Annotated in this window: 10 protein-coding genes and 2 pseudogenes; 5 read left to right on the top strand and 7 right to left on the bottom strand. The window is 45.8% G+C overall.

The genetic code is table 11. The annotated features are described in order from the left end of the window. A pseudogene (locus RID53_RS01750) lies at window positions 1–196 on the top strand (IS1634 family transposase); the annotation flags it as partial. 392 nt (window positions 197–588) lie between these two features. Here RID53_RS01750 and RID53_RS01745 read toward each other — a convergent pair. Beyond that, window positions 589–7,578, bottom strand: a complete 6,990-nt coding sequence (locus RID53_RS01745; protein ID WP_446386479.1) for a CHAT domain-containing protein — start codon at window positions 7,576–7,578, stop codon at window positions 589–591. A gap of 336 nt (window positions 7,579–7,914) precedes the next feature. Continuing rightward, window positions 7,915–8,799: an alpha/beta fold hydrolase gene (locus tag RID53_RS01740; RefSeq protein ID WP_446386481.1), complete on the bottom strand. Its 885-nt coding sequence runs from the start codon at window positions 8,797–8,799 to the stop codon at window positions 7,915–7,917. Window positions 8,800–9,165: 366 nt separating this feature from the next. Between RID53_RS01740 and RID53_RS01735 the strand changes: the two genes are divergently transcribed. Beyond that, a complete protein-coding gene (locus RID53_RS01735; RefSeq protein WP_446386478.1) occupies window positions 9,166–10,311 on the top strand; it encodes a response regulator in 1,146 nt (381 codons plus the stop codon). A 215-nt stretch (window positions 10,312–10,526) separates the two neighbouring features. Here the strand turns inward: RID53_RS01735 and RID53_RS01730 are convergent, their stop codons facing one another. The 5 genes and pseudogenes from RID53_RS01730 to RID53_RS01710 form a co-directional block, all read right to left on the bottom strand. Continuing rightward, entirely contained in the window at window positions 10,527–11,957 is a 1,431-nt protein-coding gene (locus RID53_RS01730) for a hypothetical protein (protein WP_446386477.1), read from the bottom strand. A gap of 684 nt (window positions 11,958–12,641) precedes the next feature. Next, window positions 12,642–12,773: pseudogene (locus RID53_RS01725) on the bottom strand (type I restriction enzyme endonuclease domain-containing protein); the annotation flags it as partial. Next, a complete protein-coding gene (locus tag RID53_RS01720) occupies window positions 12,760–13,206 on the bottom strand; it encodes a transposase (protein WP_446386476.1) in 447 nt (148 codons plus the stop codon). The pseudogene RID53_RS01725 and the gene RID53_RS01720, both read right to left, overlap by 14 nt. A gap of 1 nt (window position 13,207) precedes the next feature. Beyond that, window positions 13,208–13,363, bottom strand: a complete 156-nt coding sequence (locus RID53_RS01715; protein ID WP_446386475.1) for a hypothetical protein — start codon at window positions 13,361–13,363, stop codon at window positions 13,208–13,210. 465 nt (window positions 13,364–13,828) lie between these two features. Next, window positions 13,829–14,077, bottom strand: coding sequence for a hypothetical protein (locus RID53_RS01710; RefSeq protein WP_006100796.1), 249 nt, complete (start codon window positions 14,075–14,077; stop codon window positions 13,829–13,831). 75 nt (window positions 14,078–14,152) lie between these two features. Between RID53_RS01710 and RID53_RS01705 the strand changes: the two genes are divergently transcribed. The 3 genes from RID53_RS01705 to RID53_RS01695 all read left to right on the top strand — a co-directional run bounded on the left by RID53_RS01705 (window position 14,153) and on the right by RID53_RS01695 (window position 17,189). Then, the gene (locus tag RID53_RS01705) at window positions 14,153–15,340 is read left to right on the top strand and encodes a tetratricopeptide repeat protein (protein WP_446386474.1); all 1,188 of its coding nucleotides are present in this window, start codon (window positions 14,153–14,155) and stop codon (window positions 15,338–15,340) included. Window positions 15,341–15,961: 621 nt separating this feature from the next. Further along, window positions 15,962–16,138 (top strand): hypothetical protein, encoded by a 177-nt coding sequence (locus RID53_RS01700; RefSeq protein ID WP_446386473.1) that lies wholly within the window; start codon window positions 15,962–15,964, stop codon window positions 16,136–16,138. A gap of 52 nt (window positions 16,139–16,190) precedes the next feature. Then, entirely contained in the window at window positions 16,191–17,189 is a 999-nt protein-coding gene (locus RID53_RS01695) for a hypothetical protein (protein WP_446386472.1), read from the top strand. Window positions 17,190–17,208: the final 19 nt, after the last annotated feature.

The raw sequence follows: 17,208 nt of genomic DNA, 5'->3' as shown, positions 1-17,208 counted from the left end.
AAAGAAGCGGACAGCCGATAACTTACCCGTGCATAGCTTTCAAACCTTGTTAGCTGATTTAGGCACGATTGTTAACAATCGAATTCAGTCTAATATCCCAGGTGTAAATTTCGACTTTGACAAAGTAACCGAACCGACTCCGGTACAAAGAAAGGCTTTAGATTTATTGGGCGTTAGCCTGATTTGTACCCAGTGAAGCCAAAAGTGAAATCGCCCTAAGCCAAGATAGGCATACGGTGTAGCCATTTGTCAAAGGGGAACTTCAGGTTAAGGCACGAGTACAAGCGGCAACAATCCCCGGTGCTGAGAGATTGAACTGATAGGCTAATGTCGCAACGCTGCATCAACGATACCGTTCCAGCATCTGGCGCACCATCCCGACGGTTGCACTCAGGTTAACCAGGTTATCGATTCTGAATTGATCGGCTACCGCTTGTCCCATAACAGTTCGTATTGCCCCTGTCTAGCAGGGTAAATGAAGGGAAAAACAAAATCAATATGATGAATTTGATGAATTTAGCGATCACGCCGATGAAAAAACCTAAGAGACTGGGTTTGGGGTGTAGGATGTGGGGAAATTGATAGGATTTACCAAGGACTTCCAATCAGGGTAAATGCTGCCCAGTAATAGGGATGGGAGAGAGACTTGTCCTCTTGAGTTTCTAGTGTTGGCGGTAACCGAACAGGTTGTCCACTTCCCCGTAATTGTCCCCCTTCCAAACGCACCTCTCCCTTGATCATCGCTAATTGTGCTTGGCGTAAGGCTTCGGCTTTAATCGGAGCGGTTTGCAACTTCCGATAAAACTCTGTCATCAATCCAGAGGTTCCTTCATCACTGACATACCACAAACTTGACAGCGCTGACTTGACCCCAGCTTGCACGGCTAATCCAGCAAAACCTAACTCCGCTTTTTCATCACCGACGGCGGTGCGACACGCCGAAAGGATTAACAATTCAATCGGGGTGCGACGATTATTCCAGCCTAATTCTCGCAGTTGGTTCAGGCGCAGTAGATCATTCCATAACAGAATATAAGAATTTTCTAGGGAACCGGGTTTAAATTCACCATGGGTGGCTAAATGCACAATAGAAGCATTTTGGCTGTGGACTTTGAGTGATTCTAGGGTGACTTTTTCATTCAGGAATGATTCTCCATCACGAATGCTGGCAATTGTTTGTAGTTCCAGAGGGACAGCGGGTAAAGAACTCAGGTTCAGTTCCTTGGCTAGATCACTCGATTCCGCAATTCCCATTGCCAAAACGGGAACATTCTGAATATTGTTATAGCTAGTATCAGTAATACTCAGACTGGGCATTAACCCCACACTATACTCTTCCACCAAAAAGCCTTGACCATCATGCAGCGCCGCCACGGGTAACGAACGTAAGCCCCTATCCATGATGAATACCAGATTTTGGATTCCTTGGGCGTCTAACTCCGCTTGTAAGGGGGCGATTAACCATTGATACAGTTGCTGCGCCGGTGCTAAATAACTGGTGGTTCTCCGTTTAATTGGGTTGGTAATTTCTCGGCGGAATTTTTTCGCCGTTTGCCTGATCGTTTCTGGTGTCGTATTCGGGATACTGACAATCTTTTTATCCTGAGCGGAAACCATGATCAGTTCCAGGTTATCAGCAACAAAAATGGCATAAATAAATGCTGATTTTACCCCTGTTTTTTGCTCAATTTGCGCCAGAATTTTGGCAGCATCAGCGGGATTATTGACGCTGGGTTGGGGTCCCAAATATCCGGAAAAGGTATCGGCAAGCAGACGGTCAAGGGTGGAAATGGCTAGGTCAGCATCCGCGACTTGACCACTCACGGGGAGTTGAGGCGAGATGGTGTTTAAGGGCAGATTGCTTTGAGAGAGTATCCGAGGAATGATTTCAATATTGTCTTGAACAACCGGAAATATAAACGATTGCAGGGGGGAAATTGAACCGAAAAATCCCTTGCCATTGGTAATTGCCCCGGCGGTGCCATTTTGCGTCGGATTTCCGACTTCAAAGGGGTCAAAGGCGGTACCACCACCATGGCGAATCACAATCGGATCACCACCTGTGGCTAGCGTTGCTTCTATGCCAGTTTGAGCCTTAAATGTGCCTGTTGCTCTGAAATACCCATCGGTGGTAATGTTAATTGTAATTTCAATCCCTTCCGTTTCCGAGGGACGGGTGGCGATCGCACCCTGATTTCTGGGCAAACCTTGAGCATTGATCAAAATCAAATCAATGCCAGGAGCGTCTTTGATAAATTCGGGTTGACGGTTATTCAGGGTGATTAAACCCGCTAAACCCGCTGTCGAACTGGAATTAACTTCTGCAACTGTCAGTTGACCCAAGCTGGAAACATCGATCGCACCACCCCCCAAAAGACCCGATGAGTTCAAATTCCCACTGGTAATATCTCCGGTTTGGCTCGTCAGGGCGATCGCCCCCCCTTTCCCCGTTGCTGATGACGTATCGATGTGACCCGTGGTAATATTACCCGGAGTCGTCAGCGTCACGGCATTGTCTTCTGTCTCTCCTTGGGCAGTTAAATCGCCGCTTTGGATCGAGCCGAACGGATTGGTTATGGTAATTCCGCCCTGGGTAGCAGAGACATTCGCTGTAGTAATCGTGTTATTGGCTTGCAGGTTGACGCTTTTGGCTTCTATATCGGCTGTCGTAATCTCACCTTGGTTGGCGGTAAGATTGACCTCACCCTGAGGTGCTGTGAGTTTTCCTTGACTCGTATCAATCGAACCCGTTGCACTATCGAGAGTTATACCGTCTTCAGTGGCGGTAATACTGGCGGTACTGATATCATCCGTCCCATTCAGTTCTACGACTGTCGCCTGGATATCGTCTCGAAGTTGAATCGTATCTGCGGTAATCTGAATCCCGTCTGAGTCAAGGGTTGTTATTGTCGAATCCGCGATCGCCTCTGTCGCCCGTTCAATCGTCAGCGCCCCCAAATCTGTTGTCGTCCATCCACCGCCAAAGTCTTGAGCGCCAACCGCACCAGCAAACCTGACATTTCCCGACCCACTGTTTAGGTGCAAGTCAAACGGTGATGTCGAGGAAGAATTCCCAAGGGTTTCCTTGGCGCTGGATACCGTAGCACCGAAGCTAATATCACCGCCCCTCGATCCTGGTGATGCTTGAGAAATTGTATCGAATTGGGTATCCCGCACCAGAATCACATCACCTGTAAATTCAATTGGACCGCCACGGGTGTTAATCTTACCCGCGACTCGACTCTGTTGGGCATTAATAAATAAACTATCAAACACCGTCGTTGAAGTGCCGACAATATCTGCATTGATGGTGGTATCATCACCAATCCTTAACGTTTTCAAGGCATTCGGCTGACCGATTTCTCCCTGAAAGGAAACATTACCAATACCTGGTGTCACGGTGAGACTTTGCGTCTCCGGTGTTCTCCCCGTAACATCACCCATGAAGGTAATGTCACCGCCTCCTGCACCGATTCTCACCTCCACCTCTTCTTGGGCGTACAACCAGATGGTTTGACTTAAGGTAATCGGTTGTCCGGCGGTTTCTAGGGTGACGTTTGGCTGATTGGGGTTCCCAAAATAGACATTTTCACCATTAATTGTAATCGCCGCATCATCGGTTCCAGTCAGATTGCCATTTACCTTAATTTCGCCCCCAGAAGCCGGGGATTGAATTGTCACTGGATCGTGGAAACTGACGCCCTGGGAGTCGAGGACAATTTCTCCATTACCTGTTTCCCGTCCAATCGTGATCTGGCTAAAGCCGTCTGCTATAGCCCCTAAGTCCCGATCGCTGATATCTAAATTTCCTTCTCCGTTGGCGGGTGAACCAATATCAATTGAAGCATTATCTGTGGTTGGCTTTAGGGAAATAGTACCCTGATTTGGGGTACTGACGGAGTTATCTTTGCCCTTGAAGTCAATTTCATCAGCCGTTAGATCAATAGTGTCGGCTACGGTGACTCGGTTATTAAAGGTTACCGATTCCCCATTGTTAACCGTCAAATTTGTTAACGCTGTGCGATTACCCACATCGTCGGCAAACACGACCGTGCTATTATCGGCGTTGACGGTTAAATCTTGAGATCCATCCACAGAATCGTTGAAATTAATCTCACCCCCTTGATTAGTCACGGTAATATCTTCACCTAGAGTGACTCGACTGTTGAGGTTAATTGTATTATTCGCCGCATCAGCCGTCGTGATATCGCCATTCAGGGTAATCCCCTCACTCCCCTGAATCCTCAGGTTCTTAATTTCATTGCCATTACCGATCGCACCGACTGTCACCCTACCTGTATCGGCGTCCAGGGTGAGGTTAGCTGGGTTCGTTTCCGTTCCCCGGATCGTTCCTGTGTTGAACGCGATCGCACCCCCATCCGAGGTAAACGTTGTGGTTTGGTTGAGATTAAAGGCTGTGTCGGCTGTATAGTTCTGGTTCTGGGCGTTGTAAATTTCTCCGGTAAAATTAATCGCTTCTGTGGCATTGATTGTCGCTGTGTCGCTCACGCCTGCTTCGGTTACCTTGCCAATATTCGCTAAGGTAATCGTTCCCCCATTTAAGCTTACGTTCAAGGGCGCTGTGGTGCTACCAATGGCTTCATTTATGGTTATATCGCCGTTTCCCGCATCCAGGGTCAAGTCACCTGCACCATTAATGGATTGATTAATCGTAATATCACCGTCATTGTTGGGATTATCCGTATTAATCGTCGCCTCTTCCCCTAACGTCACCGGTCCAGTTAAGATAACATTGTTATCCACTCTATCTGACGTTTCAATCGTACTGTTTAGAGCAATCCTGTCACCCCTTAAGTTAACCGCTCCGGCATTGATGTCTCCCGTCGTCGAGATAGTATTTTCGGCTGTCACCCCTAGCGTTCCCGAAACCGAGACTGAATTCAGATTCAGGTTATCTTTGTCATTGAGCGTGACATTATTGCCCCGATTAACCACGATAGTATTAAAGTCGTTATCGGTATTATTAAGAGTGATATCCTGGTTATTTCCGGCTTCCAGGGTAGCTGTGCCGTTGACGTTGATGATCGTGCCACTATTTTGGCGAATATTGTCAGTCGTGGCGGTAACATTTAGGTCATTCGCTACATTGAGGTTCCCCTGGAACGTCGGATTGCCACCTTGCACTGTCAAGTTAAACCGTTCCCGCCTCAAGTTAACATCGCCGATCGTCACCTCTCCTGTGACACGGGGACTGCCAATTTGGACTGTACCCCTTGATTCCAAGTTAGTTAAATCAGCTTCAGTTAGGAGGAAATTCCCAGGCGCACCGTCCCCAATACCGATTGTTGAGGTAGGATTAATTGGCTCAAAAGTAGCATTTCCCACCTCTACTGTAGAGTTGATGCTCACATCCGTCGCGGTGACATCAAGCGTCCCAGAGATGGTAGATTCTGGATCATCCGGGGACGTTCCTAGCTGTATCTCATTGATATCGTTGAGGGAAACATTATTCGCCCGGGTAACGATAACCTGATTCAAGTTATTAGTGTTATTGTTGAGGATGATGTCGTTCCCGTTAGCGTCTAACCGAGTTTCCCCTGCGACAACCAGAGAATCATTGGCATCTACTTGTTGAATCACACCTTGGCTGGTCAATCTCAAATCGCCTTGAATCGTAGACGTGGTAGGCTCTTGGCTAGAACCCAGAGAAATATCATTGACATCTGTAAGTTTGACCTGGTTGGCGTTGGTGATAACGACTTCATTAAAGTTGTTGTTGGCACGATTAAGCGTGATATTCGTGGGATTCTCCCCATCACCAGCGCTTAACCGGGTTCTACCGCCAATATCCAATGTGGTGTTATCTCCTTGAGTAATCGCCCCCTTCGCCGTAACGGTTAGGTCAAACCCTGCTGTGGAAATACTTTCATTCAGTTCGACAGCGCCACCTGCGCGAAAATCTAAACTCAATCCATCCGTCGGTGTCGTTATCCTATCGCTATCCCATATCTGCCCATTGATCAAGATATTGTTCGCCGCGATTAAGGTTAAGGTCTTAACACCCTTACCATTAAAATCTAAGTCTGTCGCTAGGGTAATATTTCCGGCTTGACCGATTCCTGGTGGGGAAGACCCTGTATCCACAGTGACATCACCCTGCGTTAATGCCGCTAATAGGGTATTAATATTTAGGATTGAATCATCAGCCGTGGCTGTAAAATTAGGCGCCGTGTCACTACTACTAATATTGGTATCAGCCACCCCACTAATGGTAATATTGTAAGGGTCAATCAGCCAGGTTCCCCCATCTCCAGCAGGTGCGGTGATATCGGGCGCTACCGGAACATCCAAGAATCCGGCACTACTGGTTTCCACAAACCCCCCATTTCCCCCATTTACCCCACCTCGGGCGCTAATATGACCATAAGTGCGAGTCGTCTTTTGAGACCAGACTATGACTCGACCCCCATGCCCCTGATCCAGAGCATTGGCATTAATTGTCGCATCGTTACTGACAAACGTCACATCCGCATTCGGGATCGGTTCTTGACCTTTTTCACCGCCGCCAATTCGTACAGTACCCCCACCCTGGCGTCCTGATGCGTCTACGTTAGCGGCGATTAAACCCACTGTATTGCCAATAATATTGACTTCACCCCCAAGTAAGGATGAGGAGTCAAGGCGTGAATCCCCGACAGAAACATCAATTTTACCGGATACAATAGTCACTCCAGTCTGTTTGGGCAAGGTGACTCCCGTATCTGTCAGTTGGATATCACCAGATTGGTTAACCTCAACGCCTGTCTCAACATTTTCCTCCTTCCCGGTTAACAATTGAGCTAAATCCAGAGGTTTGATGGGCAACAATTCCCCGGTAGGAGTCCTCGGTGCTTCAATCTCCAACGAAAGGAGTTGTCCTTTTTGAGAAATCTTGACCAAATTGGCACCGGGAACCGCCGCCACGGTAATGGTTCCCCCAGGTGCAGTTAGTGTCCCGGTATTAATCACATTACCGGCGAGTAGGGTTAAATTTTGCCCCTGTGATACGGCTAAGTCACCCCCATTAACAATACTTCCCGCCTCCAACTGATCAAAGGCAAATTGGTTGGGGGTTCCGACTAAGTTCTCATAAGCATTCTCTCCCACTGCATTAAACCAACGATTATCGCCAAACCCCATACCTGTAGCGGTGGTGGCGATAAAATCTGCTGGGACGTTTAATCGGGAAGACGCCCCAAAAATCATCCCCGCCGGATTCATTAAATATAAGTTCGGATTGCCTCCGGTGACCTGAATCAACCCGTTAATCACAGAGGCGTCACCACCCACGACGCGACCGAGGATAGTGTTTAAATTTGGATTAGCCAAAAAGTTAGCGATTTGGTTGGCATCTAAGCCAAACTGCTGGAAACTGTGGAAGAGGTTTTTGCCATCAGCAGAAAGACTACCCCCAGAAATATCGATGCGGTTGTCATCCAGTGTAATAATTGTCCCCGTCCTATCTCTGGCTGAGGTAATCGGTTGCGCCAGAACTAGGACTTCAGAGAACGTACCCAGACTTGCAATCCCCAACCCAAATCCGGTAACAACGGCGGTTAAATGATGCACTCTGTTCATGGCTAATTCCTCCAGCAGAGTTTAGATTTTCCGGGGACTTTTAAACTGAAGTTCCTCCGGTGCAGAGGGACGACACAATGCTTTCAGCTTTACCCCATCATGGTTTGAGCGATTTTGACAGACTGGTATTAACATACGGCATTGCTCATGTCAAACATAATGAATCAAGGCAACCCAGAAGTCAATAGGATAAGTAGTCGGACAACATTAAAGTTAATGGTTGAGATTAGGCAACAGGGAACAGGCAATAGGCAACAGTAAGGGTTTGAGGCTGGTTTGCATAACTTAATAGGGTTGAATTTAATACCAAAGGAAGCCTACACTGTACCCGTAGGGTCAGTGTAGGAGGATGTCACTAAAAAAATCTAACAGCGCTTGGGCTGTCTGTTGCGGCGCTTCCTCGGGTAGAAAATGACCGCACTCCAGCGCCTGACCCCGAACATCGATCGCGCGATCGCGCCAGGTTTGCAGGACATCATAGCGGCGCTGCATGACGCCTTTTGCACCCCATAGCACCAACAGAGGACATTGAATCTTCTGGTCAATGTCCGCTTCATCATGGTCTAGGTCAATAGACGCCGCCGCGCGATAATCCTCACAGGTGGCGTGAATCACCGCAGGTTGACTAAAGCAGCGACTATACTCCGCCATCGCCGCTTCGGTGAACCCTGTCTGTGTTGCACTCCATTGGTGTATCTTGGTCTTTAAGTAAAATTCTGGGTCTGCACCAATCAGTCGTTCGGGGAAATCATAGGGTTGGATCAGAAAAAACCAATGTTCGTAAGCTGTGGCTAACTCCTTATCCACCGTTTGGAAAATCGTGCGGGTGGGTACAATATCTAAAACCGCCGCCTTCTCCACCCGATCAGGATGGTCAAGCAGGAGGCGATGCAACACCCGTCCGCCGCGATCGTGTCCGGCGGCGAAAAAGCGCTTAAAACCCAGGATATCCATCAGTTCCACTTGGTCTTGGGCAGTTACCCGTTTAGAATAGGTCAGATGGGCTGGATCAGAGTTGGGTTTATCGCTGTCACCATAGCCGCGCAAATCTGCACAAATTACTGTGAAGTGCTGGGCCAGAACGGGCGCAACCTGATGCCACATTACATAGGTTTGCGGATAACCATGGAGTAATAATAGAGGATATCCTGCGCCACCCATCACCAGATTAATTGTGGTGTCTGAGGTGGTAATTCGATGCTGGGTAAATTGCTCAAACATACGTGCTAACGGAGAATAAGTAGACAAATCTTAACCAAGTACGCTAGTTTATACTCAGACATGGTATCTTGCTGCTAGTCAGACGGTGCATGGGGTGAAAACCTTTCCAGCAGCAGATACAGGTGTTTCTGATTAATTATCCGTTTTTTGAGCGCGATCGCGCCGTTGAGTCAATTCAGACCATTTACGTTTCAAGGCAAGCATCTACTCTTCTAGTGCATCGGTTCTCTCTTTGAATCAGATGCTAATTCTTTTGACAAAGAATACTAGCAGTGACCTGAAACTCTCGTGTTATCACGTAGGTGGGGAAGCCGCTTGTATTAGGTCACAAATTTCTATTTATAAAAAATAATGTAATTATTCCGAATGAACTTAACCCGTCTAATTCAAGAGTTAAACGACTATAGTAAACATGGAAACGGAGAGCTAATTCTCAAAAACTCTCAGGCATTTTGGACATTGTACTTGGTTCGGGGTCAATTACTTTATCCGAAGAGTAAACATCATCCCGTGAGACGCTGGAACCGGGCAATCAATCAGCATCGGTCGAATTGGCACTGGAGGGCTGATTACTCCCAGTTTTCCGACAATCCTAGTTGGGAATGTCAGCTCATCGATCGCGGCTTGAGCCAAAAACAACTTAGCCTGATTCAAGCCAAGTTAATCATTCGCAGTTTAGTTCAAGAATGTTTATTTGAACTCACGCCTTACTCGGATTTGAACAGAGACTGGAAGCCCACCCAAACAGCGATATCGACATTTTGCAAAGTTGTCGCCTTATCCAGCAACGAAATACAAACGATTCTGAGTACAACCGAACAAATGCAGCAACAATGGCAAGTGGCTGGGTTGAGTCACCTTCACCCGACTATGGCTCCTATTTTACAAGAGGGAGCAGACATATCCGAATTGCCGATTGAAGATAAGTATCTCAATGGAAAATTAACCTTGTGGGATATTGCGGTTGAGCGAAATCAATCCATCATTGAAGTTACTCAGTCTTTGGTGGATTGGACTAAACGAGGGATGATCAAATTTCAAGACATTCCTGATTTGACGTTACCAAGCAGCAACGATAATGGTGGGGATACTCCGATAGTTGCTGATAAAAAGCCACCTGAAATCCAGCAAACTCTACCCAAAGCTAAAACCTCTTTAATTGCTTGCATTGATGACAGTCCGGTGTTAACGCTCACGTTAAGGAAAATTTTAATTCCGAATGGATATCAAGTGTTGAGTATTCCCGAACCGATGCGAGGGTTCTCTCAACTGATTGAACATAAGCCAGATTTAATTTTGCTTGACCTCCTTTTACCAAATGCTGATGGCTATAGCATTTGTAAGTTTCTGCGAGAAACGCCTGTGTTTAAAAAGACACCGATTATTATATTGACGGCTAAAAATACGTCAATTGACCGGACTCGCGCTCAACTTGTGGGTGCAACCGGATTTTTAGCCAAACCGCCTCAAGCTCAAGAATTGTTGGAGATGGTGCAGAAGCATCTGGGATAATACCAAATGCGGGTTAGCTATCCCCGTTAAAACCCAGTCCTTACCTTGCGGACGTCAGGCAAGTGTAGCAGCGATTTAAATCGCCTCCTCTTACAGGGGGCAATAAAGATTGGGTATAAGACAGCAGGTAGGAGGCAGATGCTACCTGTAGGGGCACGGCAGTGCCGTACCCCTACGAGAAATCGGGTATCTTATGGGTGGGTTATGACGAGTGCCTAGTAGAGGGATTTGATATCAATTTTGAAGTGGGCAATTAGAGTCATCCGTTCGTAGGACAAGAAGTACAGATGCAACAGTTCTGGGTCATCCTGATCACGGTGCATGGCGACGCCAGCGAGAGCAACTTGATGATTGTTAATCCACCTGCCTTGAGAATCCAGTAATCCACTGAAATAAGGACTTTTATCGGGATGGTTGGCTTTGAGTTCTTCGTAGTCTTGATAGAACGGAGGAATACCAATCCCAAGAGGCATATACAACCCCTTATTATATTCCTCTACAGGTAACTGCGGTAGGTCTTTGATATTGACACCACTAATGAACAATTTGTTTTGTTCATTAGTTTTTGTATCCGTGAACGTTAACTCCAGTTCCTGTAAGGTTTCATCAACACCTACAGGGTCAACATTCCGGAGAACAGCTTTGTCAAATTGACCAATGCGCCAGTATTCATGTCCCCAGGGTTTATCGGTATTGTAGTAGCCCGGGGGAATAAAAGATCCAAATTGAATTTCATGTTCACCGCTATAGAAATCGCCCCAAGTTTGTAAGTTATTGGCGAGAACAGTGCGGACTTTACGGACTTGCTCACCGGACGCAATTATTTTTTCATCAAGGGGGAAGTCTGCTTGAACTTCCTGCTCATCGATGACATCTCGCAGCAAGTCAGTTTTGACAACAGCGCCACTGGGATCTTTCCAATGTTCTAAGCGTCGCCAGTGTTTCCAGTAGGATATATTGTTGATTTTTTCAAAGACTTCTTTGTACAGTCCGTGGGGGAAGGTGAACCATCCTTGGTAGTAAAGCTTTTTATTACCATCTTCTTTGGTGGTGAGAATGACTTCCCACAGTCCACCATTGATGCAGTTATTGGCTAAGGCGACTTGGTATAGGTTGTCTTCTTCAAACCCGTCACCGCCACTAACTTCAATATGTTCGGAATCCGCCGGGAAACTGATCTGTTGGCGGTTCCATTCGCGGTTAGTAAAAGCAACGACTTCTAAGTCTTCATCGTTTTTAGTCCATTCGGGGGCTTTCGGGGTTAAAAGTTCTAAATCAATATTTTTGATGACGATTTTAGCCGTATGATCGTTATTCGGCTCCAGAACAAAATCGAAATGGTTGTCATCCCGTTTGACAACGGTTAAGGTGCGGTCGTTATAGCGGCGGAATTTTTTACTTAAACCTGATGTGTTGGCGGGATATTGAGTATTGGTTAATTCCTTGAGACTAACCTCCATTGCATCGCTGACTTTATATCGAGTGGTCTGTCGATACGCCAGTCCAGCTCCTCCTAAACCAATTACACCAATACATACGGCAAGGGTGCCAATTAAAATTTTAGTCTTTGTACTTTTCCGTGGTTTGCTCGCGCTTGAATCGGTGAGATGCGTTGGATTATCTTGAGGCAAAGCCGAGTTTGACATGCAAGTTTCCCTGGTTTTTTCGTTCTGAATAGCATATTAACGAATAAGTTTTAACTTGTGCAACCTCTTTGTATATTTTTTTCCAAACTTCATCATTTCTTTAAAAAACTGGAAGAATTAGTTTACCGCTTTTTTATATAAAATGACTCATTTTGACTTGAATCCTTAGGCAAGATAAGCAGCAAAAGCAATAGATGTAGGCAGTTTAAGTGTAAAAAACACTATATATAGTGTTTTTGCCGAAACAAGGCTGATTTACCGGAAAATGGCGGAAAACCATTAAGAACTAACAATAGTTGTTGCTTTGGGGAGATAGCCTCTACCTTCAGGCAGAAGACGGAATTGTGAAAATAACTCAAAGTATATTTAAGCAAACACTGGTAAAATAAAAATTTTTATTAATAAAATGTTAATAATTTTATTTATCTGCTATAATTCCTTTCTTTAGATTAGCTAGTTTATGAATTTGTCGGCAGAATTAGATAGTTTTAGTATTACACTTTCAATGTTAATACACAACAGTTTGTGATATATTAAAATATATCGCTATAGTCTGCAATAGACGTAATATAGACAACACAAGGGTTGTGAAGTTTTTCTCTCGGTGATTTCTACGGAGAGTCGCTGTAAGACAGATAGACCAAAAATGGAGATTTTTGTATTACACGGTTGAGGGGCGGGTTATATAAGTAGGTTGACCATCACTTTCATTCTGGCTCTGGCACTTTCTTTGAGATTCCAGTCGATGGAGGCATTTTTACGAATGCGGCTGACTAATACCCTGGCTAATTCCCGCAGTTGGTCAACGCCCGCGATTGCCAAGCCATGGTCCCAGATGTGCCAAGGAATGTTCAACTGCTGTGCGCTCTCGATTCTTAGCTCGTCCCAAAGAAGTTAATTGGCGTCTTCGTAACTCAAACAGCAAGGGTTCATCCGGATGAATCTGGACACTACGACCTCGTTGATTGGTAGTACAACGCTCTCGCAAAGGACAAACACCACAATCGGATGCTGGGAAATGTAAAGTTTTGCCCAGTTTGAGTGGTACGCTGATTTGATTGGGACAAGTAAGAGTTTGCTCTTGCCAATCTAGAACAAAAGCATTTTTACTAAAACACCCTTCAATACTGATGCGTCTATCTTTAGCCACCCCACGACGCAGTACAGGTGAACCCTCAGCATCTACTTCCACATCTTGCGCTTCTATCTGGCGTGCGATGCCAAGAGTTTTCTTGGCTGTTTGATTCATATCATCTTGGGGAAGTTGAGCTAACCAAGACTCTACAGCTTCTACGGTGGCGTATTAGGCGTAAAAAGATAAATAGTTTGGCGCGACGGATACGGGAAACAATAACTTGTTCTGCGGCGGACAATTCTATCGGCGGATGCCACAGTGGTGGATGCATTGGTTTTCTTCCTGCTTGACTTAAATGAGAATGAGAAATTCTTTATAAAACTTCATCTAATCAGACCTCTGACAACTGTTGTGTCAACCCATTTTCTCATGCTTTACCCCCATCGTGATTACTGGACCGGCGCTCTAAGTCATCGGTCAAGAAACTGGGTTTCTTTGGGTGAAAGCTTGATAAGCTGTAATGCATTTATAGCAAATCGCTAGGCGAGTATTTACAACTCCCGTACCTGAAACTGTGTCCAGATGGGATGTTCGTACAAACAAAGTGTAACTAGACCAGCGCGAAGCGCTATAAATTGGGTATTAGTAGCGAGCAAGATGCAAAGCCTGCGGCATGGCTTCGCTAAACGCACTACAAGGATTTCGTCATTGTTGACATGAAGGTTTAAATGCCGAACAGCTTAGTCGTTGTCATCCTTACGAGAAACCCGGTTTCTCGGAATACTTGACCAACACTCTAGGATTCCTGTTCCTTCTGCAATAATTCCTCTTTAGAATCACTCCAGTAGGCGCTATATGTCCAGACTTCACGACTTCCTTTATCTTCCACTGACCAACGATAAATCGCCGATTTTGGATTAACCCCAACCTCAATCAGCTTTGCTCCCATATAATATTCCATCTGACGCTTAGTCATATCCTTCGCACCACTGGGTTGACTCTTAGAGATTGTGCGAGACATGTGGGCTTGTGTCGGTTTTGGCATTGTTTTCTAGTATGAATAGCAAATCAACTGATCTTATTGTTCCATGTCTGACTGTCACCAAAGAGGGAATTAAGGATGGATCTCAGTCTATGCATGATTGTGAAAAACGAGGAAGCCAGTTTACCTCAAGTCTTGGAGACTGTGCAGCCAATTGTCGATGAAATGGTTATCCTAGATACCGGATCAAGCGATCGCACGATTGATATTGCCCAAGAGTATGGGGCAAGAGTCTATCATTTTCAATGGTGCAATGACTTCTCCGCCGCCCGCAACCATGCGCTGCAATATGTGCGCGGGAAGTGGGTGTTGGTGCTGGATGCGGATGAGGTGTTAACGCCGGAAATTGTCCCCGAAATCCAACAGGCAATACAAAACGATCGCAACTTGGTGATTAATCTGATCCGTCAAGAAGTGGGTGCGACTCAATCGCCCTATTCCCTGGTATCCCGTTTATTTCGCCATCACCCCGATATCTATTTTTCTCGCCCCTACCATTCTCTGGTGGATGATAGTGTTAGTCAATTGGTGCAGCGAGAACCCGATTGGCAGGTGATTTCCCTGTCTACGGTGGGCATTTTACACTATGGCTATCAACCGGGTGCGATCGCGGCGTTGGATAAATACACTCGCGCCAAGACTGCGATGGAAGGATTCCTGGCTGATCATCCGAATGATTCATACTTGTGTAGTAAATTAGGGGCGCTTTATGTGCAAATCGGTCAAGTAGGCGAGGGAATTGCCCTGCTTAAACGTGGATTCACCGATGCACAGGTAGACGCTTCGGTCTTATTTGAATTACATTACCATTTAGGCAATGCTTACACCAAACAGAATCAACTCCAACTCGCGGCAGATCACTATCAAGACGCGATTAAGCAACCGATTCTGCCCCAACTTAAACTGGGAGCCTATAATAATTTAGGGAATTTGTTATTCCGCGTGGGCGATTTCACCACAGCGAAACGGGCATATCAAACCACGGTGAAGATTGATCCGAGTTTTACGGTGGGATACAATCACCTGGGGATGACCTTAAAAGCCTTGGGACAGTGGGAATCTGCGATAACCGCTTATGAAAAAGCCATTCAACTGAATCCCGACTATGCCGACGCTTACCAAAACTTAGGGGTTGTGTTACTGAAACTGGGACGAGTACCTGAAAGTTTAGCCGCATTTGAGACGGCGATCGCCCGTCATCAAGTCACCAATCCCCAGGAAGCCCAACGGTTACGTCAAGAATTGCAAGGGATGGGATTGGGATAAGGGGAAGCCATGTAGAGACGCGCCATGGCGCGTCTGGGGAAGATGATAAAAATAGTAGTGTGAGCGTCTCGCTCGCTCTTGTTTGTGTCCACCTACTTAGGGCTTGCTGCACAACCCTCTAACCTGAAGTTCCCCCCGTGCGGATGTACTACACACAGGCTAAAGCCTTATTCCGTGGTAGTTTGAGCGCTCAATTCCCTCAAAAATCGTACATAAGTAGCCCTTGCAAAAATACCGCGATACGTTCTATCGAACAGGCTCCGCCAACGCGGTATTTTTGCAATATGACAAGAGAACGGTTGAAACCCACGCCACATCAATGTTGAGCGCGATTGTACATAAGTAGGGCGGCGGCTCGACTGAGCGCTCGCCGAACGTCTAAAAAATCGCGGAAAGCCGCACGGTGATGCAGTTTTGATTTTTTGGTTGGGGGAACTTCAGCTTAAAGCTGTACCTCATCAACCTGAAATCTGCTGTATCTGCTAAATTTCGGCAAATTCTCAATATCCCTTTAATTTACGCTGTCTGAGAGCTGTTTGCTCAACTTGACAGTTGTAGAAGAATCTGAATATACTATTTATAGTACAAATGTACTAAACAAGCTAGCCGATCGCGAGTCCCGTGAAAAGCCCTAGTGCAGCGCCCTTGGAAATACTTGAGCAGCTTCGTAGATACTATGAAGCTGGGGGAGATGGGGGAGCTGGAGGAGATGGGGGAGATAGTAGCTGTTCAGTTATTTCTGCCTTTGCACTAGACACCCAGATCACACCCAATTCCAATCCTGAGAGGCTAACCTAGGGAACATGCGATCGCGAGTTAATTTACGTTATTGAGAGCAAGGAGACTAATTGTGGTTGCAACTAAAGACAGCAAAGACCAAATTTTTAAAGCCTTTGAGCAAATCCTGAACCAACGCAAAACCATTGACTCCAAAATCGCCACGAAGGAAGAAGAAGCTGAAAAACAGAAAAATCAACAGGTTCTAGACGTCGCCTCAACCTACACCGTTGATAGTATTGTCAAAGGATTAGCGGATTTACAATTAGACTTTGGCACAATTATTAATCAACTCTCGGAAAAATTAACCAGCGAATCGGAAAAAGGGGATCAACTCAAGTTAGCCATTCAGGTAGAAACGCAGCAATTACAATACTTGCAACAAATTCGCGTCGTCGCTGATGCTTTGCATATTCTCACCCAAGAACACCAGGAAAACCTGAAACGTCTTGAACAAACCACTACAGAACAGCGTCAGTCAATTGAGAAAGATAAAGCGGATAAGCACAAATCCTGGTTAAAAGAACAGGCGGAATTTGAGCAGAAGGTTCAGGAAGAAGCTGAATCCTTAGCCAAAGAGCGACAACAGCAAGAATCTGACTATACTTATCAACTAGAACGTCAGCGCAAAATTGAAGCTGATGAATATGAAACCTTAAAACGTAACCAAGAACGAGAACTGCACGAAGCCAACCAAGAAAAAGAAAAACATTGGTCGGAACGGGAAAAAATCCTGCAAGAGCGTCAGCCTCTATTTAAAGACTATCAACAAAAAGTTGATAACTTCCCCAAAGACTTAGAGGAATCGGTAAAAAAAGCTAGGGAAGAGGCGATTAAAGACGTTCACCAAGACGCTAAAGTTAAAGCCGAGTTACTGGATAAAGAATGGGAAGCCAGCAAGCAAAGTTACGAGTTCAAAGTTCAGTCGCTGGAAGAAACAATTCAAAAGCAGACTGAACAAATTAATCAACTCTATGCTCAGTTGCAGGATAGCCTCAAGCAGTCTCAGGCGTTGGCAATGAGAGCCTTTGATAGTTCTACAAATAATAATGAACAAAAAACTAAAGCCTAGATCCGTTCTGTAGGGGCGG

Source organism: Coleofasciculus sp. B1-GNL1-01, assembly GCF_040220235.1.
Lineage (GTDB): Bacteria > Cyanobacteriota > Cyanobacteriia > Cyanobacteriales > Coleofasciculaceae > Coleofasciculus.
The sequence above is the reverse complement of the archived record's forward strand: the minus strand, read 5'-3'. Positions and strand labels throughout refer to the sequence as shown.

Excerpts from the sequence above, each read along its gene's own strand:
- RID53_RS01735 (WP_446386478.1), top strand. The coding sequence starts at position 9,166 with ATGAACTTAACCCGTCTAATTCAAGAGTTAAACGACTATAGTAAACAT.
- RID53_RS01745 (WP_446386479.1), bottom strand. The coding sequence starts at position 7,578 with ATGAACAGAGTGCATCATTTAACCGCCGTTGTTACCGGATTTGGGTTG.
- RID53_RS01730 (WP_446386477.1), bottom strand. The coding sequence starts at position 11,957 with ATGTCAAACTCGGCTTTGCCTCAAGATAATCCAACGCATCTCACCGAT.
- RID53_RS01715 (WP_446386475.1), bottom strand. The coding sequence starts at position 13,363 with ATGCATCCACCACTGTGGCATCCGCCGATAGAATTGTCCGCCGCAGAA.
- RID53_RS01720 (WP_446386476.1), bottom strand. The coding sequence starts at position 13,206 with ATGAATCAAACAGCCAAGAAAACTCTTGGCATCGCACGCCAGATAGAA.
- RID53_RS01705 (WP_446386474.1), top strand. The coding sequence starts at position 14,153 with ATGGATCTCAGTCTATGCATGATTGTGAAAAACGAGGAAGCCAGTTTA.
- RID53_RS01710 (WP_006100796.1), bottom strand. The coding sequence starts at position 14,077 with ATGCCAAAACCGACACAAGCCCACATGTCTCGCACAATCTCTAAGAGT.
- RID53_RS01740 (WP_446386481.1), bottom strand. The coding sequence starts at position 8,799 with ATGTTTGAGCAATTTACCCAGCATCGAATTACCACCTCAGACACCACA.